29 protein-coding genes are annotated in these 24,103 nt (G+C 39.4%); 10 read left to right on the top strand and 19 right to left on the bottom strand.

Annotation, left to right across the window (positions count from 1 at the left end; all coding sequences use genetic code 11):
- Positions 1-10 precede the first annotated feature (10 nt).
- Together NE848_RS12055 and NE848_RS12050 are read right to left on the bottom strand one after the other, a co-directional pair.
- Positions 11-1,159, bottom strand: a complete 1,149-nt coding sequence (locus NE848_RS12055; RefSeq protein ID WP_252113904.1) for an amidohydrolase — start codon at positions 1,157-1,159, stop codon at positions 11-13.
- Between the two features lie 175 nt (positions 1,160-1,334).
- Positions 1,335-1,739: a hypothetical protein gene (locus NE848_RS12050; protein ID WP_252113902.1), complete on the bottom strand. Its 405-nt coding sequence runs from the start codon at positions 1,737-1,739 to the stop codon at positions 1,335-1,337.
- Between the two features lie 234 nt (positions 1,740-1,973).
- Here NE848_RS12050 and NE848_RS12045 point away from each other — a divergent pair, with 234 nt between their 5' ends.
- From NE848_RS12045 to NE848_RS12035, 3 genes are read left to right on the top strand one after another with little or no spacing between them, the layout of a single operon-like run.
- Complete coding sequence (locus NE848_RS12045; RefSeq protein WP_252113900.1) at positions 1,974-2,339, top strand: cupin domain-containing protein; 366 nt, start codon at positions 1,974-1,976, stop codon at positions 2,337-2,339.
- A gap of 6 nt (positions 2,340-2,345) precedes the next feature.
- Positions 2,346-3,110 (top strand): SDR family oxidoreductase, encoded by a 765-nt coding sequence (locus NE848_RS12040; RefSeq protein WP_252113898.1) that lies wholly within the window; start codon positions 2,346-2,348, stop codon positions 3,108-3,110.
- Entirely contained in the window at positions 3,110-3,871 is a 762-nt protein-coding gene (locus NE848_RS12035; RefSeq protein ID WP_252113896.1) for an SDR family oxidoreductase, read from the top strand. Before NE848_RS12040 ends, NE848_RS12035 begins: the two co-directional genes overlap by 1 nt.
- 34 nt (positions 3,872-3,905) lie before the next feature.
- Here NE848_RS12035 and NE848_RS12030 read toward each other — a convergent pair whose 3' ends face one another.
- Positions 3,906-4,526, bottom strand: a complete 621-nt coding sequence (locus tag NE848_RS12030; protein ID WP_252113894.1) for an SOS response-associated peptidase — start codon at positions 4,524-4,526, stop codon at positions 3,906-3,908.
- A 101-nt stretch (positions 4,527-4,627) separates the two neighbouring features.
- On the opposite strand from NE848_RS12030, the gene NE848_RS12025 reads away from it, so the two are divergent.
- The 3 genes from NE848_RS12025 (at position 4,628) to NE848_RS12015 (ending at position 7,306) form a co-directional block, all read left to right on the top strand.
- Positions 4,628-5,119, top strand: coding sequence for a peptide-methionine (S)-S-oxide reductase (locus NE848_RS12025; protein ID WP_252113892.1), 492 nt, complete (start codon positions 4,628-4,630; stop codon positions 5,117-5,119).
- 154 nt (positions 5,120-5,273) lie between these two features.
- Positions 5,274-6,473: an acyl-CoA dehydrogenase family protein gene (locus tag NE848_RS12020; protein WP_252113890.1), complete on the top strand. Its 1,200-nt coding sequence runs from the start codon at positions 5,274-5,276 to the stop codon at positions 6,471-6,473.
- A 404-nt stretch (positions 6,474-6,877) separates the two neighbouring features.
- Positions 6,878-7,306 (top strand): hypothetical protein, encoded by a 429-nt coding sequence (locus tag NE848_RS12015; protein WP_252113888.1) that lies wholly within the window; start codon positions 6,878-6,880, stop codon positions 7,304-7,306.
- 57 nt (positions 7,307-7,363) lie between these two features.
- Here NE848_RS12015 and NE848_RS12010 read toward each other — a convergent pair whose 3' ends face one another.
- A complete protein-coding gene (locus tag NE848_RS12010) occupies positions 7,364-7,888 on the bottom strand; it encodes a DUF4251 domain-containing protein (protein WP_252113886.1) in 525 nt (174 codons plus the stop codon).
- 195 nt (positions 7,889-8,083) lie between these two features.
- A complete protein-coding gene (locus NE848_RS12005) occupies positions 8,084-8,560 on the bottom strand; it encodes a nucleoside deaminase (RefSeq protein WP_252113884.1) in 477 nt (158 codons plus the stop codon).
- Between the two features lie 192 nt (positions 8,561-8,752).
- Here NE848_RS12005 and NE848_RS12000 point away from each other — a divergent pair, with 192 nt between their 5' ends.
- Positions 8,753-9,052: an HPF/RaiA family ribosome-associated protein gene (locus NE848_RS12000; protein WP_252113882.1), complete on the top strand. Its 300-nt coding sequence runs from the start codon at positions 8,753-8,755 to the stop codon at positions 9,050-9,052.
- Between the two features lie 68 nt (positions 9,053-9,120).
- On the opposite strand, the gene NE848_RS11995 is transcribed toward NE848_RS12000, so the two are convergent.
- Positions 9,121-11,106: an aconitate hydratase gene (locus tag NE848_RS11995; protein WP_252113880.1), complete on the bottom strand. Its 1,986-nt coding sequence runs from the start codon at positions 11,104-11,106 to the stop codon at positions 9,121-9,123.
- A 140-nt stretch (positions 11,107-11,246) separates the two neighbouring features.
- Between NE848_RS11995 and NE848_RS11990 the strand changes: the two genes are divergently transcribed.
- Positions 11,247-11,831 carry a hypothetical protein gene (locus NE848_RS11990; RefSeq protein WP_252113878.1) on the top strand — a complete coding sequence of 195 codons (585 nt, stop codon included), beginning with the start codon at positions 11,247-11,249 and terminating at the stop codon, positions 11,829-11,831.
- Between the two features lie 116 nt (positions 11,832-11,947).
- On the opposite strand, the gene NE848_RS11985 is transcribed toward NE848_RS11990, so the two are convergent.
- From NE848_RS11985 to NE848_RS11925, 13 genes are all read right to left on the bottom strand, one after another.
- Entirely contained in the window at positions 11,948-12,664 is a 717-nt protein-coding gene (locus tag NE848_RS11985; RefSeq protein WP_252113876.1) for a hypothetical protein, read from the bottom strand.
- Positions 12,665-12,746: 82 nt separating this feature from the next.
- Positions 12,747-13,307, bottom strand: a complete 561-nt coding sequence (locus NE848_RS11980; protein WP_252113875.1) for a 4'-phosphopantetheinyl transferase superfamily protein — start codon at positions 13,305-13,307, stop codon at positions 12,747-12,749.
- Complete coding sequence (locus NE848_RS11975) at positions 13,304-13,558, bottom strand: acyl carrier protein (protein WP_252113873.1); 255 nt, start codon at positions 13,556-13,558, stop codon at positions 13,304-13,306. The genes NE848_RS11980 and NE848_RS11975 overlap by 4 nt, the downstream gene beginning before the upstream one ends.
- 9 nt (positions 13,559-13,567) lie before the next feature.
- Positions 13,568-14,842 (bottom strand): beta-ketoacyl-[acyl-carrier-protein] synthase family protein, encoded by a 1,275-nt coding sequence (locus tag NE848_RS11970; RefSeq protein WP_252113871.1) that lies wholly within the window; start codon positions 14,840-14,842, stop codon positions 13,568-13,570.
- A complete protein-coding gene (locus NE848_RS11965) occupies positions 14,835-15,299 on the bottom strand; it encodes a 3-hydroxyacyl-ACP dehydratase FabZ family protein (RefSeq protein ID WP_279344050.1) in 465 nt (154 codons plus the stop codon). Before NE848_RS11965 ends, NE848_RS11970 begins: the two co-directional genes overlap by 8 nt.
- Complete coding sequence (locus tag NE848_RS11960; RefSeq protein ID WP_252113869.1) at positions 15,300-16,094, bottom strand: enoyl-ACP reductase FabI; 795 nt, start codon at positions 16,092-16,094, stop codon at positions 15,300-15,302.
- A complete protein-coding gene (locus tag NE848_RS11955) occupies positions 16,088-17,140 on the bottom strand; it encodes a type III polyketide synthase (RefSeq protein WP_252113867.1) in 1,053 nt (350 codons plus the stop codon). The genes NE848_RS11960 and NE848_RS11955 overlap by 7 nt, the downstream gene beginning before the upstream one ends.
- Before the next feature lie 18 nt (positions 17,141-17,158).
- Positions 17,159-17,884 (bottom strand): methyltransferase domain-containing protein, encoded by a 726-nt coding sequence (locus NE848_RS11950; RefSeq protein WP_252113865.1) that lies wholly within the window; start codon positions 17,882-17,884, stop codon positions 17,159-17,161.
- Entirely contained in the window at positions 17,862-18,989 is a 1,128-nt protein-coding gene (locus tag NE848_RS11945) for an NAD(P)/FAD-dependent oxidoreductase (protein ID WP_252113863.1), read from the bottom strand. The genes NE848_RS11950 and NE848_RS11945 overlap by 23 nt, the downstream gene beginning before the upstream one ends.
- Before the next feature lie 72 nt (positions 18,990-19,061).
- Complete coding sequence (locus NE848_RS11940) at positions 19,062-19,772, bottom strand: YiaD family glycine zipper/OmpA-like lipoprotein (RefSeq protein ID WP_252113861.1); 711 nt, start codon at positions 19,770-19,772, stop codon at positions 19,062-19,064.
- Positions 19,773-19,788: 16 nt separating this feature from the next.
- Positions 19,789-20,268 carry a lipocalin family protein gene (locus NE848_RS11935; RefSeq protein ID WP_252113859.1) on the bottom strand — a complete coding sequence of 160 codons (480 nt, stop codon included), beginning with the start codon at positions 20,266-20,268 and terminating at the stop codon, positions 19,789-19,791.
- Positions 20,269-20,350: 82 nt separating this feature from the next.
- On the bottom strand, positions 20,351-20,512 hold the full coding sequence (locus NE848_RS11930) for a DUF1328 domain-containing protein (protein WP_131395494.1): 162 nt from the start codon (positions 20,510-20,512) through the stop codon (positions 20,351-20,353).
- Positions 20,513-20,643: 131 nt separating this feature from the next.
- Positions 20,644-22,629 (bottom strand): alpha-ketoacid dehydrogenase subunit alpha/beta, encoded by a 1,986-nt coding sequence (locus NE848_RS11925; protein WP_423748005.1) that lies wholly within the window; start codon positions 22,627-22,629, stop codon positions 20,644-20,646.
- A gap of 149 nt (positions 22,630-22,778) precedes the next feature.
- Here NE848_RS11925 and NE848_RS11920 point away from each other — a divergent pair, with 149 nt between their 5' ends.
- Positions 22,779-23,729 (top strand): isopenicillin N synthase family dioxygenase, encoded by a 951-nt coding sequence (locus tag NE848_RS11920; RefSeq protein ID WP_252114465.1) that lies wholly within the window; start codon positions 22,779-22,781, stop codon positions 23,727-23,729.
- 2 nt (positions 23,730-23,731) lie between these two features.
- Positions 23,732-24,088 (top strand): translation initiation factor, encoded by a 357-nt coding sequence (locus tag NE848_RS11915; RefSeq protein ID WP_252113855.1) that lies wholly within the window; start codon positions 23,732-23,734, stop codon positions 24,086-24,088.
- Positions 24,089-24,103: the final 15 nt, after the last annotated feature.

Here is a 24,103-nt window from a genome sequence, read left to right as displayed (position 1 = left end):
AATTTAACCCCTAACGGATTAGTTCTTCTTTATTAAGGATCATCTCTATGATGCTGGAGAACATGTTAATCCCGGTTTCGATAATTTCATCCGGAAAATCATAATCGGAATGATGCAGTGAAGGTGAATTCGTGCCGGCCCCAAGGCCGAACATCGCGGCTTTTGTTCTTTTTGAAAACCATCCAAAATCCTCACCAAATCTAAAAGGATGTTGCTGTTGAATAAGCTCATAATTATGCTCCTTTGAAGCTCTCAATATTAAATTATTACATTCTTCGTCATTTCTTGAGGCAGGGAAATAATCACACCAGTCAATATTTAATTGTAGTCCATGCTTTTCAACTATTTCCCCGGTAATTTCAATAAGCTTTTCTTTTAAACTATCCATCACTTCCTCTGTAGAGGTCCTAATGGTGAAATGTATTTCGCCTTTCCCGGCTGAAATCCCATAATCCTTAGAACCAAGATTTATATATACAGGGGTGAATAGGGTGAACGAAGGTTTATCTATATCCGGTTGATTAAGGTCATTGAATCGCTTTACAATCTCTGCAATAGAAACCGCAGGATTGATGCCGTTCTCTGGTTCGGAAGCGTGAGATTGTTTCCCGGTGAGATATATGGCCAGACTCTGTACAGTAGAGGAGAAGATGTTTTGGACACTTATTATCGAATTGACGGGAAATCCGGGAATATTGTGCAATGCAAAAACATAATCGGGAGCCAGTTCCCTGAACTTAGGATCGTTCAAAACCTTATAGGCTCCTTCACCTGTTTCTTCGGCTGGCTGAAACAGAAGAATAATTTTACCCTTATTGAAAGCTTTTTCTCTGATCTTCAAAATCAGTCCGGCTACTATAGCCATATGCCCATCATGCCCACACTTATGTGATATCCCAGGCTTTTTCGATTTGTGTGAAAATTCATTTACCTCTTCTATGGGAAGTGCATCAAGTTCACAGCGAATCATTACCGATGGTCCCTCTTCTGGCAGGTCGTACACCACTGCCAGCCCTTGACCTCCAAGTTCAGTAATGATACAGGTATCGTGATTAGATCTCACGAATTCTTCTATGAACTTCGCCGTTTCACGCTCATTCCCGGATAATTCAGGATGTTTATGCAATTGCTTTCTGAATTTTATGATTTTTTCAAGCATAAGGGCAGTAAGTTATCGTCTGAAATTTACAAACCGTATTATTCCACGAAAAATTATACTTTCTAAGCATCATATTGTTTTTTCTATAGCTTAAATTGAGAAAATTATAGAGTAATGTAGCGCGGTAAGGTGTTGAGATAATTGAAAAATGAATGTTATAATAAAATAATCCTGTTTAGGACAGTTTGTTTTTGCCCTTAGACTTTATCTTTTTTGCCCATTTTAGGGCAGGAGCAAGTTCATCAAAACCTTTGAATTTCCAGCTTGAATTGAGAATTCGTGATATTTCTATATACTTTTTCAGAACAGCGGTAACCTTTTCATCTTTAGATACATAAGCCACCTTAAGTTTATGCAGCAGAAAAGATGCTCCTTTGTCCTGGGCTGCTATTTCTTTTATGTCAACATCATTCCATTCAACATCGGTTACTTCCAAAGCATCAATTACCTGATATCTGGCCTCATCACTTCGCTCATCTTTGTAGAATTCAATGTTTGCCTCTTCGATCTCTTCAGCAGTTACATCACCATAGAATTTCCAAATGATACCTAAAGGCTCCCAAGTTGTTTTATAAGGCATAAGAATTATACTTTTAATTTAAGAATTTAATCTTAACTATAAACTTAAACAATTTTTCTTTAATACTTTTAGAAGTTAAACTGGATGGTATTCTTAGCTGTAATACTTATGGTGGATATACTTTGGAACCTCCAACTTGTTTATTTACATACTGAAAAAGAATGGATGCGATTTCACACAAAAAAGATTTAAGTAAATATCCTTATCTTATTTCAGTTTTAAATAAAATTGAAAATGATCAAAAAACTGAACTGGGATACCATTCCCGTAGAAAAGGTTACCGATAAAATGGAACGCCAGCTGGTCTACGGCGAAAAAGTGATGGTCGCAAAAATGAAATTCAAAGATGGGTTTTTAGTACCGCAACACAGCCATATTAATGAGCAGGTAACAAATGTGCTTTCCGGAACCATTCGCTTCTGGTTAGGTGAAAATAAAGAAGAAACAGTAGATTTAAATGCCGGAGATGTTATTGTGATCCCTGCAAATCTTCCTCATGAAGCGCTTATGATTGGAGATGTTGAAGAAATTGACACCTGGGCGCCCATTCGCGAGGACTGGCTCGACGGAACTGATAATTACCTGAGAAACAACTCATAGATTTTTATGGATTTTGGATTAAAGAATAAAATAGCCTTTGTTGGAGCATCCAGCCAGGGGCTGGGGAAAAGTGTGGCTATGGAACTGGCTCTTGAAGGCGCTAAAGTGATCATTAATGGACGCGATAAAGAAACACTGGACGCAACAAAGAATGAAATTGCTTTAGCCTCTAACAAAGAGGTTATGGCAGTTGCAGGTGACCTTTCCAATACAGAAGATAGAAAACGAATTATAGCCGAAATAATGGACAAATTCGGTCATATTGATATACTTGTCACCAATACCGGAGGGCCGCCTTCAGGTAAATTTGAAGATTTTGAGCAGGAAGACTGGGACAGCGCATATCAACTGCTGTTAGGCAGCGCGGTTTCCATCATGCGAAGTTTTATTCCGGGCATGAAGGAACAAAACTGGGGGCGCATCATTAGTATTACTTCCCAGGCGGTTAAGCAGCCGGTAGAGAACCTTATTTTATCGAATTCAGTAAGGGCTTCCGTAGCCGGATTGATGAAGACTCTGGCTGGTGAACTTGGTGAATATAATATCACCGTAAATAATGTAATGCCTGGCTATACGAATACCCGGCGACTTAAAAACCTGATGGCTAAAAATCCCGATATCGAAAATGAGAAAAAGGATATTCCTTTGCGTCGATTTGGAGAACCCGAAGAATTTGCTGCTGCGGTAACCTTTCTGGCCAGTGAAAGAGCCAGTTATATTACGGGAGTATCACTTGCTGTTGACGGAGGATGGATTAAAAATATTTTATAATGATAAAACTTGATCTCAATGGAAAAAATATCCTGCTCACCGGAGCTTCAAAAGGAATAGGGAAGGGGATAGCCGATTTTTTAATGGAAATGGGCGCTACTCTGGCTATCCACTATAATAGGCATAAAGCTTCTGCGCAGGAACTCGCGGAAAAATACGCTACCGGTTCCAGTATTTTCCAGGCCGATCTTGAAAAGGAAAGTGATGTTTTCAGACTTTTTGAGGAGGTCACGGCAGAATTTGGGAAAATAGATGCTATAATTCTGAATGCAGGAGTTTTTCTGAAGCATTCTACTTCACTATCTACAGAAGAATGGCTGAAGACATGGAGAAAAACCATTGATATCAACCTGAACTCGGTGGGAATCCTAACTAAACTGGGAATAGATCATTTTAAGGAAAATGCCGGAGGGCGCTTTATTTATATAGGCAGCCGTGCAGTTTTTCGGGGAGAGACCGAAGAATACCTGGCTTATGCTGCTTCAAAAGGCGGTCTTACATCTTTAGCGAGATCGGTTGCTCGTTCCTTCGGAAAGGATAATATAAAATCGTTTGTAGTTTCCCCTGGATTTACCCGTACCGCAATGGCAGAGCAGTTTATCGATCAGTATGGAGAAGAAAGGGTTTTAAAGGAAATTGCTTTAAACGAACTCACCAGGCCTAAGGATCTTGCGCCATTGATCGGACTCATGTGCAGCGGACTCATGGACCACGCCACCGGTGCTACGATCGATATTAATGCGGGGAGTCATATTAGATAAATTGCTACGTCATCCTGAGCTCGTTTCAGAATCTCTACGATACCGGTTTTGCCTTTAACTCTACCTCATACGGGAAAGCAAAGTTTTCCAGGTCTTTGCCGGCAAGCCATGCTGCGGTATCCTGTTTTTTGAGCACAACAGGCATGCGTTTTTTATTATTATGGATCTCACTCATTAATTCATTAGCCTCGGTAGTGAGAATAGAGTAGGAGTTCACCAGTTCATTGGTGTGTGGATTTTTCCACGAGGAGTAGATCCCGGCGAAAGAGAATATTTCCTGATCTACCGGCTGAATAAGATATTTTTGTTTTTCCTTTCCTTTTGGATCTATCCATTGCCATTCATAATAACCATCTGCGATCACCAGGCAGCGATTCTTTACTGAATTCCGGAAAGCCGGTTTTTCACTGGCCGTTTCTATCTTGGAATTCAGGGTCATTTTTTTGATTTTATCATCTTTGGCCCAGAAAGGAATTAAACCCCAATGAAACATATCAATTTCACCCGGATTCTCATCTATGATTACCGGAGTCTCTGAAAACGTAAATGCATTGATCTCTTCCTGCGGTTTATACTTTTCCGGCTCAATAAAGCGCGCATCAAGCGACCTTTCAAGTGCCGCAAGTTTTGAGTTTAATTTTGTTCTGTAACACATAAGCCTATGGTTTACTTAAAATTAATCAATTCCATGGGAATATATAAGCAGGAATATTCCTTGCTTTATTATTTTAGTAAGCGCATATACCAAATACTCAGATGTTGGAGGAATTACCGAAAATAGGTTTTGGAGGTGGATGCCACTGGTGTACCGAGGCTGTATTTCAGTCTATAAAAGGAGTAGGAGAGGTGAAGCAGGGTTATATTTCCACTGAAAAGGAGAAGGAAACTTTTTTTGAAGGAGTGCTGGTATACTTTGATCCAGGAAGTATCAGCCTTCAAAAACTTATCGAGATCCATCTGCAAACGCATCAAAGTACTTCCAATCATAGTATGCGTTCTAAATACCTGTCTGCAGTTTATACCTTCGATCCTGTGCAATATGCTAAGGTGCTGGATATCCTGGCTTCTTCACAGGGGAAATTTGAAGAGCAGATCATTACTACAGCACATATGTTCGGCAATTTTAAGGCTTCCAGACCTGAAATAAGAAACTACTATAAGACCGATCCTGAAAGACCATTCTGTAAATTGTATATAGAACCTAAATTAAAAATCCTTGAAGATAAATTTCAAAGCTTTGTCAGGTAAGGGATATCTAGAGGATTCTTTTTATCCGAACTACTTTGAGAAAACTGCCAAAGAATAGCAGCCGGGCCTAAATATGTATAAGTCTGATTTATAGTACCTTTAAGGGGTCCAAGCGGGTTTTTAAAAAACTTAGTAATTCAAATTTTCAGGCCGTATGTTACAAAATGTATTATTAGAACGCGAAATATACTCATCAGAAGAACATAGGATGATGCAAAAGATGATCCAGGACTTCATCAACAATGAAATGCTGGATCAAATGGATGAATGGGAAAAGAATGGAATGGTGAACAGGGAGATCTGGGAACGAGCCGGCGAATTGGGTTTACTATGTATCGATATGCCTGAGGCTTATGGTGGCAGTGGTTTTGATTTCAGTTTTAGTGCTTTATTCATTGAAGAGCTGGCGAAAAAGGGAGTTACCGGCCCAGGTTTTTCATTACATTCAGATGTTGTTGCTCCATATCTTTTGAAGTATGGTACTGAGGCTCAAAAGCAAAAGTATCTACCTGCCATGGCTACTGGAAAAATGATTGCTTCCCTAGGTATGACTGAGCCTAACTGTGGTAGTGATCTTCAGGCTATCACAACAACGGCGGTAGACAAGGGAGATCATTATCTGGTAAATGGACAGAAAACATTCATCACAAATGGATGCATGTGTGATATTTCCTTAGTAGCAGTCAAAACCAGGAAAGGAACAGAAACGGAAAGCATTTCATTATTAATTATAGATAGTGATTCAGAAGGTTTTAAAAAGGGAAAACCTCTCAAAAAAATAGGAATGAAGGCCCAGGATACCTGTGAATTATTTTTCGATAATGTAAAGGTTCCGAAAGAGAATTTATTAGGAGAAGAAGGATCAGGGTTTAAAATTATGATGACCGAATTGGCCAGAGAGCGTTTAATAGTTGCGCTGAATGCTATTGGCGGTGCGGAAGGAGCTATAGAAAATACAATTGAATACACATCTACAAGAACCGCTTTTAAACAACCCATTGCTGCATTCCAAAACACTCAATTTAAACTTGCCGAATGCTCAACACAATTACAGGTTCACCAGGCTTTTCTGGATCGCTGCACATTATTATTATCAAAACATCAGTTAACCGCTGAAAGTGCTTCAATTGCGAAATATTCAGCAACAGAAATGCACAATAAAGTAGTCGATGAATGCCTGCAGTTATTTGGAGGTTATGGCTATATGTGGGATTATCCAATTGCACGTATGTATGCAGATAATAGAGTTGCCAGAATTTATGCCGGAACCAATGAAATAATGAAATTATTGATCGCTCGCGGTTTGTATAAGGAATTGTTCGAGCAAATGAAGGCTAATAAAAGAAATAAATAAGAATAAATTATTCTGATTATCAAAGAACTACAGTTCAATTTGGGTTATAATCATTATTTTTAAAATGATAAGGTCAATTAACTTTGACTTTATGAAAACCTCACAGGTTAACAAACTTTAGGATATATTCTATTTGTTAGACTGCGATAGAGTTATTAATTATTCGCGAAGATCATAAATGACCTATAATTTATATTATGTAAAATAGAATATTTAGTAAATGATTATTCCCCACAAGTGTGGTCTTTCCCCACTATTCTCCGAATCCTGAGTTTATTATACACTTAAATCTATCTCCGCTAATCCTCAGTATTATTCAATTTTACCATACATAAATGTTATAAGCCTGAATTTTAATCAATTAGGCTTATTCTTTGATGATTTATTGATTTATAAGAATTGTTATGAAGAAATCTGTCGTAGATATTGTTCCATACGATCAGATCAAAAAGATTCATAGTCTGGATTACGGTAATTTTTTCTTTCTGGAAAATGCCATAGTTGCTGAAGTCGCTGAAGGAATTACCTACGACTGGTCTAAAGGCAAAAAAATCATCGATCTGGGCCTGGAGTTCTATGGCCCATTTTCTAGCGTACATTATATTTCTAACAGGATAAATGACTATTCAGTTCGTCCCCAGGACTGGAAAAAATTCTCGAAGTATCAAAAGCATTTAAAAACCTATACAGTGGTAACCTATGGTAAAATAGGTTTTACAAATCTGGTTTTCGAAAGAATATTCTTCCCTTGTAATATCAATCATTTTCATGATCTTGAGAAGGCCCTGGACTTTATAAATGAATATGACAAACGTCTCAATGAAAAAATGTAAAAACTTAACTTACATATTTCATCCTTTTATAAGCCTTACCGAAACAAGATTATCGTGTTATTCTTCTTCAACCCTGCTCACAGTCCCCTGGTATGAGATCGTGGATCTCTGTGAAGTGTTCACGGAAGTAAAACTACTTCCATTAGCAAAGAGCTTTATATGAAACTCAAGATTCTCTCCGCCCTGTTTACCTTCAAAATCTACTTCAATATTCTTTTTCTCTGCATTTTCGCTAATATTGAAGTCTTCGGCAGGTCCTTTATATTTAATCCCTCCTTCCCTGCCATATCCTGCTCCAGCATGGCGTACCCCGAAATATGGTAGGTACACTTCCACACTATCCCCACTAAACCTAATAAAATTGGGGTTTCCTATGAGGTTGATATTACCACCACCCGAAGGATTTGCCCAGTCATTCTCTATTTGAAAATCCCGGGATGATATAAGGTTCTGAAGCTCATCATAATTATGAACCTGTCCGGTGGAGCTTGTACCACCACAGGCTACCATAATCGCAATGAGAGTAAACGAAACGATAAATATAAAGGCAGTTCTAAGCCCCCTTAACTCTTTAGGTCGCATAACTTAAAGTTTATAAGTATTAATTTACAAATTTTAAATCATGTAAACTGTTCAAATGGAAGATTAAAAGCTAATCCCTTCGCCCTATTTATACTTGTATGCCTAATAATCGAATTTCTGGCTTTGTGCTAAAAAAAGATCCGGAAGCTAATAAGCTTGCTTCCGGATCTATCAAATTTCAATCTACTTAATTTTTTAAACGTGTAATTCTTCTTTGTCAGCGGTTTCCCATACAGCTATGGCCTCTTCCCTGCATAATTGTATCATCTTGAATTCATTATGCCTTTTATCGGCATCAGAATTATGATACATATCGCTATAGTCGAAACCAAATTCCTTTGCATCCTCGGCAGATGCTCCATAATAGATATAATCAAAATCGGCCCAGTGGGCAGCTCCAAGGCACATCATACAGGGTTCACAGCTGGAATAAAGTACACAGCCCTGTAGATTTGTGGTCTTGAGTTTGTTACAGGCACGCTTTATTGCTCTCATTTCGGCATGCTGTGTACAATCTCCCTTACACAGCACCTCGTTTCGGGATTCGGCTATAATTTTATCCCCTTTAGTAATAACTGCACCAAAAGGACCTCCATTATCCATATCCCTTCCTTCACGGGCCAATTGAATAGCCCTGCTCATCATCTTTCTCTGTAAATCCTTTATTTCCATAACAACCTTAAAAGTACGGCTTTATATACGGCTCATCGATTTTTTCACACTAATTACCGCGCGATTAAGGACATTTTAAGGTAATATTAGTCAAATCTAAAAAGAGTGCTAAATCTTTGCCAAATCTAGCCTAACAGGCTTGGCTGGGCATTTGGAATTAGGTTTCTTTAATTAAACATTAAACCGAAATATATGGAAGCTATTTTTGAATTTGTCAATGTAGATAAAAGTTCAAATCTTGAATCTTTTACACAGAAAAAACTTGATAAAATCGAGAACAAATATAACTGGATCGTAAGAGCGAATGTTTACTTTAAAAGAGATGAAAATCAAAAACCAAACGGATATATTACCGAGATAAGGCTTAGTGCCCCTGGACCTGAGATCTTTGCCCAGTCTAACGAAAATTCTTTTGAAGCATCAATTGCCGCCACTGCAAGCGATCTGGAGAGACAATGTAGCAAACGAAAATCCAAAATGAGCACACATTAATCTGAGTGTTTTTAATAAAAGAAGAAACCCTTTCAGGAAACTGAAAGGGTTTTATTATTTGAGGATTATTAAGCTTTAAGATCTTCTTCTTCAAGTCTCTCCTTAAATTCGTTGATGATCCCTCCTTTTAGGAGAATATCTATCTGGCGATCACTCATACTGTGTTTAGTTTCTATGTGCGTCTTTTCACCACTTTCCTTTTTAATGATGACCTTGATATTGTTCCTGTTCTTCACATCCTCACAAAGATTTCTAAAATAAATAAGATCTCCCTGCTCTATTTTATCATAATCTTCTATGTCTATGAATTCAAGGGGAAGAATTCCAAAATTCACCAGATTCTGCCAAGCAATTCTCGCATAGGAATTCGCTATTACGGCAACCTGACCAAGGTATTTAGGAGCAATCGCGGCATGTTCACGACTGGATCCCTGTGCATAATTATCTTTGGCCACGACTATATGTCCGCCGTGTTCTGTCTTGGCCTGCATGGCCCTGTCGTAAAAACTTTCATCTATTACCGTATAAGAGAATTTACTTATTTCTGGAAGGTTACTCCTGAATGGAAGAACTTCAGCCCCGGCCTTTAAAATTTCATCTGTAGAAATATTATCGCCCATTTTCAATAACACAGGCACAGAATATTTCTCCTGCATAGGCTCTATATATGGTAGTGATTTGATATTGGGTCCTTTCTTTAATTGAACATTTGTTCCATCTTCTGGCGGAGCAACCAGCATTTCAGTATTTATGATCTCAATTTCGGGATGTTTGAATTGAGGATATTTCATATCATATAATTTCTCCAGATCACGCGGATCGGTAATCTTTCCTGTGAGTGCTGAGGCAGCTGCCGTTTCAGGGCTACATAAATGCACCTGGTCATCCTTTGTTCCCGATCTGTCCGGGAAGTTTCTTGGCATGGTTCTTAAGCTAATAGTTCCTGAGGCCGGAGCTTGCCCCATTCCTATACATCCCATGCAACCTGACTGATGAAATCTCGCTCCCGCGGTGATAAGATTGGCAAAGGCCTTATTATCTATCATATTCTGGATCATTTGCCTGGATGTGGGATTAATATCAAATGAAACATCATTGTTTACAGATTTCCCTTCCACTATAGCCCCGGCGATCCAGAAATCCCTAAGTCCTGGATTTGCCGATGATCCTATTACTACCTGGCTTATCTCTTTACCTTCCACTTCTCTTACAGGAACAACATTTCCCGGGCTGGTTGGAAGCGCTATTAGAGGTACAAGCTCGTCAAGAACGATCTCATCATGAAAATCATATTCGCAACCTTCATCAGCCTTTAACTCCACCCAGTCTTCTTCCCTTTTCTGTGACTTTAGAAATCTTTTGGTTTCTTCGTCACTAGGAAAAACAGTGGTAGTTGCACCAAGCTCTGCACCCATATTTGCTATTACGTGACGATCCATAGCACTAAGATTTTTAAGACCATCTCCATAATATTCTATAACCTTTCCTACCCCGCCTTTTACATCATATCTTCTTAACATTTCCAGAATTACGTCTTTCGCGCTAACCCAATCTGGCAATTTACCGGTAAGCTTTACTCCCATCACCTTGGGCATTTTCACAAAATAAGGCTGACCAGCAATGGCGGCAGCTACATCAAGACCTCCGGTCCCAATGGCGAGCATGCCCAGAGAGCCTGCGGCAGGAGTATGACTATCTGAACCTACCATGGTTTTTCCCGGTTTCCCAAAGCGCTGCATATGTACGGGATGACTTACCCCATTCCCCGGACGGCTATACCATAAACCAAAACGCTGTGCGGCTGAATGAAGGAATAAATGATCGTCAGCATTCTTAAAATCGGTTTGTAAAAGATTGTGATCCACATATTGAACGGCCACTTCTGTCTGGGCTTTCTTCAATCCCATAGCCTCCAGTTCCAGTTGAACCAGGGTTCCTGTAGCATCCTGAAGCAATGCCTGGTCTATTTTGATTCCAATCTCCTTTCCTGGTTCCATTTCACCTTTTAGAAGGTGTTCTTTAATAAGCTTTTGCGTGACATTAAGTTTAGACATAGTTGGAAATTTTAAGCTTTAAATTAGCATCTTTCTGAGGAAATCTCCTGCCATTTAACAGAACCTTAGCCTTAAACCACAAAATTTTAGGAAAAGTGAATTATTTGAATTCTTATATTTTTATTACCAAACTAAATAGAATGAATGCTATTGTAAAAAGAGCTATTGTAGGCGGAATTGTTTCTACCATAGTTATGGGAACCGGAACATTTATACTGGGCCAGATATCAGGTTATAAGGCTATGGAGCTCCTTAAGAATTCAATGTCTGGGATCAATATGCTTTGTAATACGGTAATTTTAGGTTCAACTACGATTCTTGCCCTTATGCTTACCTTACTTGGCCTTAGCCGATCTTCAAATTCCAAACTTACTGACAGGCATTACCGTGATGTGCTTATGATCGCTAAATCTGATACAATTTTGATCGTAGCAGCGGTTATCACATTTTTGATGCTTAATCTGCCTATAAGTGAATCTCAGGAAGTTGCAAAGTCCTGGTATCAAACTATCTACTATGTTAGTTTAGGTATGGCCTCTCTTCTCGGTGGTGGTCTTATCGCTGTTGTAATGATGCTCTATGGGACCATCGCAAATGTAATACTAATCGTAGGGCTTAATATAACAGATCATCCCCTGGTATCAGATGAAGACGCAAAAGAAGCTGAAAAGCAGGAAAGGCAGGAAAAAGAAAAGAAACGAGAGGAAAAATCTAAAAATTGCTAAAAACAGAAAAGGGCGTTTTGAAATATGTCATCTGGCGGATATGCTGAATTCAAGGCAATCATGGCCAAAATGTTAGTTCAAAACAGCCCTTTCGGAAATTCTATAATTTAATCGAGTTAACTTCTTCCTAGTTTATTAAGAATATCTATCTGCTGCCCTTCTTCAAGATTGAATCCAGGTTTACCCTTTCTTGGAAAAAGATAGGTAAAAGGGGTGTCAAAAGCCGCCCAGCTTTCTGCAAGCCCGAAATCATTATTTTCATTTTTCTTTTCCGGTCTTATAAAAGTGTTTAGTTCTGAATCATAGTCTGAACCAACAGCATCTTCACCGGGGAACAACATTCCCTCATTGAGGTCGCAATAAACGACTACTGAAGCACCTTCATTTCCGGGAAGATCAAAAATGTTGATATCAAAGCTATCCAGAACTTTGTCTTTGGCTGTTATATCTTTTGTTTTAAAATTGTCTTTGAAATTATTTCTTGGATGTGCATAGATGGGTGCACCACCGGCATCTTCAGAAATGGTCTTGAGATCGGCATAAGCCGATTTCAAAATCGCATCACAGGTAATAAGTATTCCTTTAATGTTATATCCTTCATCTACCAGCCTTTTAACTGCATCTTTAGTAGATTTTTCAACCACATCTATAAGGATCATATCCCTTCGGTTAAGATGTCTTATCGCATATCCCTGGTTGAAAACACCATTTTCTTTCTCACCTTTAATGATAAAGGTATCGGGAATAAGTTTCAGGAATTTCCCGGTTTCACCTTTTTCAATAAACTCAGCCGTCTGGCTGTGAAGCACCTCCATTTTATCTACTGTCTTCATATATAATTGGTTTTAAAATGTACTTTGAATATACAAAACAGTGACGGAGAGGTCAAACCAGTTTTTAAATGTTTAACTGCTTTTAGGAGTTAATTAACGGAATGACAAAAGCTGTAAAATTACCATGATGACTGAGTGAAAATGGCAGTTTTTTTGTGGTGTGAGGATCGACAAGTGAAGGGATACCATTACTGTCTTTTTCTATGCGGAAATTCCGACTTTTAAGGTCTAAGGAAGTGCATATTTCTTTTAATATTTCCTCTTTTGTAGGCTTATACTTCCTGTATATTTTCTTAAAAACAGTCTGCGAAGAAGTATGACAATGGATATATTCAGAATTCAATTCCAGTTGAACATCATAAGTAAAGCCATCAACCTCGACTGTTCCCTCTTTTCCTGAGGCCTTCAATTTACACTTGAACGAAAACGGATTCAAAGTCCTGGAGAGATCAAAATTTCTCTGATGGGCCTTATAAGCAGCTTCCTTAATCGACCAGAACAACCAGAGGCTGGTTTCAGGATCATCAGCCTTCTCTATCATGCTTCGCTCCTCTTCCGTAAAAACCTTAGCCATAAAGCGCTGGTTTTCTGATTTTCTTTCGGAAAGGATAAGCCTAACATCTATAATATCATTCCCTATCACCCGGCTTTAATTTTATTTTGGATAATAGATTTTGCATCTCCCACGGTTAACATCCCTTCCAGGGAATCATTATCTATTTCGATATCGAATTCATCTTCCACATCAAGAACTACGTCAACCAGGTTTGCTGAATTGATCTCCAGATCATTTAGAAAATCTGTATTTTCCTGGAAGTTCTGAAGGCCTTCCACCCTTTGTACGTATGGCTCAACAATTTTTTTTAATCTATCTATGATCTCTTTTTCACTCATATTGAAGAATTAAGCAATATATTTTTTAAAAATAGCAACGGCATTCACATCTCCAAAGCCAAAACTGGCCTTTGCCAGGATATTTATCTTAGCATTCATTTTTTGCCGTGGAATCCTATCTTCATCAATTAGCTGCAGAATTTCTGGATGTAAATCTTCGCAATTGATATTAGGAAACAAAAAGTCGTTCTTCACCTGTAGCACTGAAGCTACACATTCAATGGAACCGGAAGCGCTCAGGCAATGTCCCGTCATTCCTTTAAGGGAATTAATATATGGAAAATTGTCTCTTTTTCTCCCAAGCGAATTGATCCAGTTCCTTATTTCGGTTGAATCCCTGTTGGTTGCCGTTAGATGACCGTTTATCGCGTCTATCGCGCTACCGGAAATATTTGAATTTTCTAGAGCAACCTTAATGCATCTTTCCACAGCTTCATTATTGGCAGCGGTCATACTTCCGTCACCTCTTTGTCCGCCACTATTTATTTCACCTCCAAGCACTTCAGCATAGATATTTGCGCCTCGCTCAATAGCCGAATCAAGATCTTCCAGAACTAATGCTCCTGCTCCACTACCAGGTACGAATCCCGTTGCCGAGGCACTCATTGGCCTGGAAGCCTCTTCCGGTCTGTCATTATATTTGCCTGGGAGAATTCTCATCGCATCAAAACCTCCCCATACATAAGGACCATGATCTCCACAGCTGCCAACAAGCATACGCTTCGCCCTGCCCGACCTTATCCTGTCAAAGCCCATAAGTAAAGCTTCCGTGCCTGTTATGCAGGCAGATGAATTGGAGGTTACCTGATTCCCACAGCCGAGCATGCCTCCTAAATAAGCACTTATTCCACTTGCCATGGTCTGTACCACACTCGTACTGCCCAAACGTCGTGTCTTTCCCGCATCGATGAGATGTATGGCTTCCCTGAATTTATCCACACCTAGGATTCCTGTACCAAAAATGATCCCTGAATCCCAGTCAGGGGAATTTCCGTTTGCGGTTTCAAGTCCGGCATCTATCCAGGCATCTGTTCCCGAGATTACGCCATATACGATTCCACTACTGTTAAGTCCTTTTAACTGAAGCGGAGTAAAATAATTATCAAGGAGCTCCTCCAAAATTTGGGGCTTCCCTCCTACCTGGCATGTAAAGTTGAGTTTTTCAAGTTCAGGAAAAAAACGAATGCCACTACTTCCATTTTTCAAAGCAGCTTCAAAATTAGCAAGCCCCACTGCGTTAGGCGCGGCAACCCCCATTCCTGTTATGACAACTCTTTTATTCATTCCTCTCCTTATCTAATATCATTCCTGCAATCACTCCCCTGCACACAAGTTCTTCGCTGTTATTGAACATGCTTACTTTACATTTAAGCTTATTGAACCTGAAATATTGCTTTTCTGAAACCACTTTCACGGTTTCTCCTGGAATTACCGATTTGAAATATTCCACTTCTGAAGATGACAGGGCAATATTGGGCCTTCCGGAAATGATTTTGTCTTTGTTCAGTAGAAATATTCCAAGACATACTACACCTATCTGCGCCATACATTCGGTTAAAATAACTCCCGGTGTTAGCGGATTAGCTTTAAAATGGCCTTTATAAAAATCATGTTCCGGCGAAAAAGTATATTGTCCAGTCACAGAGTTCTCATTGATCTCAAGGATTTTATCAACAAATAAAAAAGGCTTTGAATAGGGTAAGTGTTTGAGAATATCTTTTTTATCCACAGGCTTCAGCATTTACATAAGATGTTCACCTCCATTAACCGGAATGATAGTGCCGGTGATCCAGCTTGCTTCATCCTTGCTCAAAAGGTATACAACGTTGGCCACATCATCAGGTACGGTAAGCCTTCTAAAAGGATTATGTTTTAGGGCATGCACTCTTAAAGTCTCATTCCCTGGGATCATCTGGAAAGACCTGGTAACAGTGATGCCAGCCTGAATGCAATTGGCTCTTACCCCATATCTGGCAAACTCAAGGGCGATACTTCTGGTTAATGCTTCCAGGGTAACCTTAGCGGCTGAAACTGCAGCGTAATTCTTCCAGGCTTTTTTGTTTCCATCGCTTGTAAATGAAATAACCCTGGCGTCTTTCGTAAAAAGCTTGTTCCTGAAAATCGCCTGGGTCCAGTCATACAAACTCAGTGCCATGGCATCTATGGTAAGCTGTAAATCTATATTCTCCAGGATCTGATCATCACCTATCATCGGTTTTAAATTCCCTTTGGCTATGCTATGTAAGAGTGTCCTTATCTTTCCTTTCTCGCCAAGAATTTCTTTGATCTTTTCAATAAGTTCTTCCCTGCTCTCTTTTTTTACGGCATCGGCATTAAAACTTTCGAATTTTACTCCAGAAGCCCTTATCTCGTCAAAGGCTTCTTCGATATCCGGTATTTCTGTTCGCCTGTCACGATGAATAATGATGATATTCATTCCATGTTTTGCCAGTTTCTTAGCGCTGGCATAGCCCAGGCCACTGCTACCTCCGAGGATAAGCGCCCAGTAATCCTGATCTTTGAATTCTGCTACCATTCCAATAAAATTCTTTGAGCCGAAAATCCGGGTCCGAAACTGAGCATAATTCCCTGCTCTCCTTCAGGAATCTCTTTTTTGAGAAAACGCTCTAAAACATAAAGAACCGTTGCACTGCTCATATTTCCATATAAGCGTAAAACCTCCCGGGTATCGTCTATATTCTTTCCTAAGTTACCAAAAAGATCAGAAACCGTTTGCACAATTTTTCGACCTCCCGGGTGAAATACCAAATGATCTACTTTCTCAATGGAAGTGTTATGTTTCTCAAGAAACGGATGAATAATTGCCGGGAAATGCTCTGATATGGTCTCCGGTACTGCCGGGTCAAGGATCATTTGAAGCCCGTTATTGATAAGGTCAAAGCCCATTAAATGGGTAGAATTATAGAAATGATACATCTCCTCTCCCAGGATCTTTGGCCCTGAAACATTCTCTTCTGAAGAAAGTAAAACACAGGCGGCACCATCACCAAAGATCGCGGCGCTCACCATATTTGCCATACTGAAATCTTCCAGCTGAAAAGTAGCCGTCGGACTTTCTACTGCTACCACAGCGGCTCTTTTCCCCGGATTGGCTTTCAGAAAATTGTTAGCATAAATGATTCCTGAAATTCCTGCAGCACAGCCCATTTCGGTTACCGGAAGCCTGGTGATATCTCTTTTTAGTTCAAGCTCATTGATAAGGTATGCGTCCAGTGAAGGGATCATAATGCCGGTACAGCTCACTGTAATTATAAAATCCAGCGAATCACCTGCCCAACCTGAATTATGCAATGCTTTCTCCAGGACATTCTTCCCAAGCCTCTTTACCTCCCTTACATAAATATTGTTCTTCTCTTCAAATGAAGTAGCCGTGAATACATCCTCTGGAGACATGATCGAATAACGCTTATCTACCCCTGCTCCTTCAAAGATCTTCAGAACTTTTCTTCTGAACCTTTCCTCCTGGCCATCAAGCCAGTTCTCAACCAGAGGAAGTATCTCCTGTGTGTTCCGGGAATATTCCGGTAGTTCTTTTTCTACGTTTACAATCTTTACGCTCATAAAAAATAATATGCTATTTTACATGATGATCCACTGATATCTGAATGCCCACTTCCATTTGATATGATGATCACTTGCAGGGATATGACCTGAAAACTTCTCTATTTCTCTTTTTTTAAAACCTCTAAGAATAGATACGAGTCCATCTTTTCTCGCGATCTCATTATTGACGAATACCGAACAGAATGCCTGGAACAGGAAATAAGCAATTTTACTCCTGTGAAGGTCATTTATCACCACTCCCAGGCGGGATTGTGCATGAAATTGCTTTACCAAACTTATGATTTCTTTGTCCCTGAAATGATGCAGTGTCAAGGTACATAAAATGATATCGAATTCCATTTTCTGAAATTCATCGCTTAAAATATTAAGGCTTAGAAAACTTATTTCAGGATAATACTTAGAAAGTTCTTCTGCGATTTGTATAGTATGGGAATTTGCATCTATTCCAACAAATTCAAAGCTATAGCCTTTTTTTCGACCCCAAATTGCCAGTTTTCGCATCATTGCACCATTGCCGCAGCCAATATCAGCGATCTTAACTATTCGACCTTTTGTATGGTTGTGAAGTAGTTTTTCAATCCCTTTCCTGGTGATCTTATTCCCCCCAAGCCAGGAATTTATCTTCTCAAGATCTCGCAAAGTCTTTCTTAATTCAGAACCTTTCAATTCAAAATCATCCATGATCTCAATCTGGTCAGTTCTGCGTGAAGTATCTGGCTTAAGCATAGAATGGCTGTCCATGAGTTCTTTTGATAATCTGCGGCATCACAGCAGGGAAATTCTTTATGATCCCATGAGTGATCTCCGAAAGTGGGCTGTTTAATAGTACATGTTGGAGTATTCTTCCGGCTCTTATCCTGGATTTAAACTCCAAATTCCACTTATTCTGGTAACTACCTTCTACATATGACCTTCCAATATGCTTGTTTTCATAGAATTCAATAATGCCTTCGGCAGCCAACTTTGCACTATGAATAGCCATTGCCATACCGTTACCGCATAATGGATGTATCAATCCTGCAGCATCTCCAAGCATTAGGATATGGTCTTCAATAACATTCTTTTTATCGAAAGAGACCTGTGCTATGCTCAGGTCTTTATCAAACAATGCCTCTGAATTCAGGAAGAATTCCTCTAATTCAGGGTTCTTTAATAAAACCTTTTCTTTAAAAGTTTCTATATTCTTGTATCTTCTGAAGCTTTTATATGACGCCAGATAACAGGCATTCACAGCTCCCGTTTCGGTCTTCGATAACCCGCAATATCCTCCATTAAAGTTATGCAAGGATACCAGATCTTCTGGATAATTATCATTCCGGTAATGAGCCTTTATAGCCAGCCAACCAGATAAGCGATCAAAAAATGGCCTTTTTAGGCTTTTATCAAGATTAGATCTTTTACCATAGGCACCCAGAACAAAATCTGCCTCCAAACTTTTACCGCCTTCAAGGTACACCAAAAAACTTTCCTTTTCGAACTTAACTGTGGTAACAGTATCGTAAATTATTTGGCAGTTAGGAGAAATACTTTTGCGGAAAAAATAATTATCCAGGGCATAGCGGCTTATTCCAAGGCCACCCAATTCCAGGTCGCAGGAAATGCTTTCCCCATTTTTAGATGAGTATTTGAGGCGTTTTATCTTTGCAGGCTCCAATGAGTCTAGATCCAGACCCAGAATCTTTAAATAAGGAGTCACTTCATTCGATAAATACTCTCCGCATACTTTATGATGGGGATATTTTTCCTTTTCAATCAGGATCACATTAATATTCTTGAGGGATAGATGAATTGCTGCAGTAAGACCTGCCAATCCGCCTCCGATAATTATGACCTGGGTGTTTTTCACTCTTTTAATTTAAATATAAAGAATAAAAAATCCCGGAAAAATCCGGGATTTTCATTTGATCAAACTATATCATTAGTTCTCGTTATCTTTTTGTTGTTCAGCCTTTCTCTTAGCCTCTTCCTTCATCTGCTCATTGGCTATAATTGCAAGCTCTACCCTACGGTTCTGAGCCCGACCTTCAGCAGTACTGTTGTCATATTTAGGCTTGCTTTCACCATACCATTTGGTGGTGAAACGTCCGCGATCTATACCGGCCTCAACCAGATATCCGGTTACAGCCTGAGCCCTGTTCTTGGACAATGTAAGGTTATAGCTATCGCTTCCTGTATTATCGGTATGCCCTTCAACAAGAATGTTTGTTTGTGGATATTCCTTGAAGATTCCGGCAAGCTTGTTAAGGGTTTCCTGAGATTTTGCATTGATATTATATTTATCTGTTGCAAAATATACACCACTGGATTCATCAAATGTCACATTGATACCTTCACCTACACGTTCAACTTCAGCTCCAGGGATCTCCTCTTCGATCTCTTTAGCCTGCTTATCCATTTCATTCCCGATGATCGCTCCGGCGGTACCACCCACTACACCACCAATAATGGCGCCAAGTGCGGTATTACCATCTCCGGTATTATTACCAATCACCCCACCAATAACGGCTCCACCTGTGGCTCCAATTACGGCTCCTTTTTGTTTATTATTTGCATTCTTGGTCGCTTCACAACCAAATATAAGGGTTGAAACTACCAGCAATGCTAACATTCTATTTATCACTGTTCTCATAGCTATTCAATTTTAATTAAAGTTTTGAAAAATTCATTCTAATGGTAAACGGGGATCCATCAAGACTTACGGTTTGTTCCCATACCATATTGGTATCACTTAAACTTTTAAGATTCAAACGGAATCCCTGGTTACCGGTCGTTGATTTGTAATCTTCATTGGTAGGTTTAAGAAGAAAATCATATACCCCTTCAGGAGTATTCTCTTCGTCTATAGACCAAATGAAATAATTTGTTTCTCCGTCACACCCAACACCTGATACAGAATACGTGCCACGATTGTTATTAGAAACAAAATCCCAGGTACTGTTCTCAAAACAGGAAGCCGAAGCTTCATTGAAAAGAGTTACATTGAATTCACCCGGGTTATTAGGATAAGTTACACTTGTTAGTGTCCAGTTCCCGTCAAATGTTTTACGGGCTTCTCTGGCTGTTTTACTCGGTCCGCATGAGGCCACTAGGGCAACTGCAGATAATAGAATTAAAAACTTTTTCATAGTAGAGTTGATTTAAACTAAAAATCCAATGTGCAATATGGTTTCGCATAAGAACACATTGGATGATATGAACCTGATTATATTATCTTCTGAATAATCTGCTTAACAGTGAAATTACAAGCAGCACAAGGAAAATATAAAAAATAATCTTCGCAATATCTGCTGCTCCTTCAGCGACCCCACCGAATCCGAAGATTGCGGCAACAATCGCAATAATCAGAAAAATAACGATTAAGCGTACCATAATTTATAGTTTTAATTGATTAGTTATAACTAAATTACAGTAGTGCTTTTCCTTCAACAAAAGATTATTAATACTTTAACAGTGGCTTTGTTAAGGATTCTTAATTAAATCATCATTAATTTACAGGCTTATTAATATTCTATTAAATATTGAAGCTTTTCCCTGAATCTTTTCCGTGGAAGATACTGTTTCTCGAGGTTTTCAGCGAAAGGAATGGGTGTTTCAAGGCTCCCCACTCTCATTACAGGTGCATCCAGGCTTTCAAAGCAATTTTCAGAGATTATGGCAGCGATTTCTGAAGCCAGACTGCCAAATAAAGAATCTTCGGTAAGAATAATCACTTTTCCCGTTTTGGTAACCGATTCACAAATGCTATCCATATCCAGAGGCTGAAGGCTTCTGAGATCAATAAGATCTGCTTTATGAAAATCCATTTCATCCAGGGTTTCCAAAGCCCAGTGTACCCCTGCACCATAGGTGATTATACTCACATCCTTACCTTCCCTAAGTCTGGAAGCTTTACCAAATTCCAAGGTATAGTAATCTACAGGTACATCCTGCCTTATACTTCTATAAAGTGCTTTATGCTCAAAGAATAATACCGGGTTGGGGTCATTAAAGGCTGTATTAAGCAGACCTTTTGCGTCAAAAGGAAAGGCAGGATAGACCACTTTTAACCCGGGAACTTTTGTAAACCAGGCTTCGTTGGTCTGGCTGTGAAATGGTCCGGCTCCCACTCCGCCCCCACAGGGCATTCTTATTACAACATCGGCATTCTGGTCCCACCGGTAATTCACCTTGGCGAGATAATTCACAATGGGATTAAAACCTGAACTCACAAAATCACTGAACTGCATCTCTACCATGGCTTTCATCCCATTAATAGAGAGTCCCATGGCGGTGCCTACAATAGCCGACTCACAGATAGGCGTATTTCTTATTCTTTCTTTACCAAACTGATCAATAAATCCCTCTGTAATTTTGAATACACCCCCATAATCTGCAATATCCTGTCCCATCAAAACCAGATTCTCATGTTTTTCCATAGATGATCTAAGGGACTGGGAAATAGCATCTATATATCGAACATTTTCAGTTTTCCCAGAAGGCTTAACTTCCTGATAATTAAAATATTGAAATACATTATCTAGCTCTTTAGTTTCATCAGAATCAATAGCTGATTCCGAAAAAGCCTTTTCAAGATTTTCATCAATTTCCCTGGTGATGCTCTCCCTGATTTCCTGCTGAAGATCTTTTGCAAGAACACCAGTTTCAGAAAGATAATCCTCAAAATTACTTATCGGATCTTTTTCCTGCCATTCATCCATCAATTCCTGAGGTACATATTTGGTCCCGCTAGCCTCTTCATGGCCACGCATCCTGAAGGTTTTAAATTCGACCAGGACCGGCCTGGGGTTTTCTCTCATGCCCTCCACTATTTCAGAAACCTTTGAATACACTTCCAGAATATTATTCCCATCGATGATATGCGACTCCATACCGTATCCGGCACCCCGGTCTGCAAGGTCCTTACATCTATATTGCTCGTTTGTGGGCGTAGAAAGTCCATAGCCATTATTTTCAATACAGAACAGCACAGGCAGGTCCCAGACCGAAGCAATATTAAGGGCCTCATGAAAGTCCCCTTCGCTGGTACCCCCTTCTCCCGTAAAAACGGATGTAAGTTTCTTTTCTTCTTTTAGTTTATGAGCAAGTGCAATCCCGTCTGCAACCCCCAATTGAGGCCCCAGGTGGGAGATCATTCCAACGATCTTATATTCCTGAGTCCCGAAGTGAAAGCTGCGGTCACGGCCATTGGTAAAACCGGAAGCTTTTCCCTGCCACTGGGCAAAAAGTCGGTATAAAGGAATATCTCTGGTAGTAAAAACACCGAGATTTCGATGCATGGGAAGAATATATTCATCATCATTCAGGGCTGTTGTCACCCCAACGGAAATAGCTTCCTGCCCTATTCCACTAAACCATTTTGATATCTTACCCTGGCGTAAAAGGATAAGCATCTTCTCCTCTATCATCCTGGGTTTGAGCATAGCTTTGTATAGCCCGAGCATTTTATCATTTGAGATCTGAAAATCCTTATATTCCAATTGATGCATTTTGACTTTCTTGGAGAGCATAAAAAATATTTATCTCTCAAATGTAACCAAATTTCTATATGCTAAGAAAAATATAAACCAGCGGCATATCACCTAATTTTATTTAACTTTGCTTGTTATTTAAAATCAAAATACTGCTTAGAATGGCAATGAATAATATTCCCAGCGTAGACCTGGCCGACTTCCTTTCAGACGACCCAAAGAGAAAGGAAAAATTTGTTGAAGAGATTGGTAAGGCCTACGAAGAAATTGGGTTTGTAGCTTTAAAGAATCATTTTTTAAGTGATGAACTCGTAGAAGAGTTATATAAAGAGGTTAAATCTTTCTTCGACCTTCCTCTAGAAACCAAACAGAAATATGAAATTGAAGGCCTTGCAGGTCAGAGAGGATATATTTCTTTTGGTAAGGAGCACGCCAAAGGCAAAAAAGAAGGTGACCTTAAAGAGTTCTGGCATTTTGGCCAGGAACCATCTGAAGATGCAAATCTTACAGAAGAATATCCGGAAAATGTACAGGTTGAAGAACTAAAAGATTTCAATCATGTAGGAATGGAAGCATATAGGATGCTTGAGAAAACAGGTATTTATGTTTTAAGAGCTCTTGCACTTTACATTGGTCTGGAAGAATATTATTTTGATCACTGGGCCAGTAATGGGAACAGTATTCTAAGACCAATTCATTATCCACCGATCACCGAAGAACCTAAAGGGGCAGTGAGAGCCGGAGCACATGGAGACATTAACCTTATCACCCTGCTTATGGGCGCTTCAACAGGAGGACTTCAGGTGCTAAGAAAGGATGGTGAGTGGATAGACGCGATTCCACAGGAAGATGAATTAGTGATCAATGTTGGAGATATGCTCGAAAGGCATACCAATAATAAATTAAGGTCCACTATTCATCGGGTGATAAATCCACCAAAAGAAGAATGGGATAAACCAAGATATTCCATACCTTTCTTTATGCATCCAAGGAGTGATATGAGACTGGATTGTCTTGAGGAATGTATAGACGAAGACCATCCAAAACAATATGAAGATATCACTGCCGGTGAGTTTTTGAATCAGCGCCTTATTGAAATAGGCCTGGCTAAAAAATAATTATGGCAAAAAAGAAATTAGGATTAGAAGATCTGGGTGGATTTGTATTTTCCACCAATGAAGATTTTGATGATAGTGAGTATGCAGATGAAGAATCTCAGGAACCTCTTCCTCCCGGAGAACAGGAACTGGAAGCTCATTTTAGCAATAAAGGTCGCGGCGGTAAGACCGTAACCATTATAAAGGGATTCCAGGGACCGGAAGAAGATCTGATTGCCCTTGGCAAAATGTTGAAGAAAAAATGTGGTGTTGGGGGCTCAACAAAAGATGGAGAGATCATTATTCAGGGTGATCATCGTGATAAGATTATGCAGCTATTAAAAAAAGAAGGTTATAAAGTGAAGCGTGTTGGTGGCTAATCCAATACGCTTTTT

The organism is Gramella jeungdoensis (assembly GCF_023805255.1).
GTDB lineage: Bacteria > Bacteroidota > Bacteroidia > Flavobacteriales > Flavobacteriaceae > Christiangramia > Christiangramia jeungdoensis.
The sequence above is the reverse complement of the archived record's forward strand: the minus strand, read 5'-3'. Positions and strand labels throughout refer to the sequence as shown.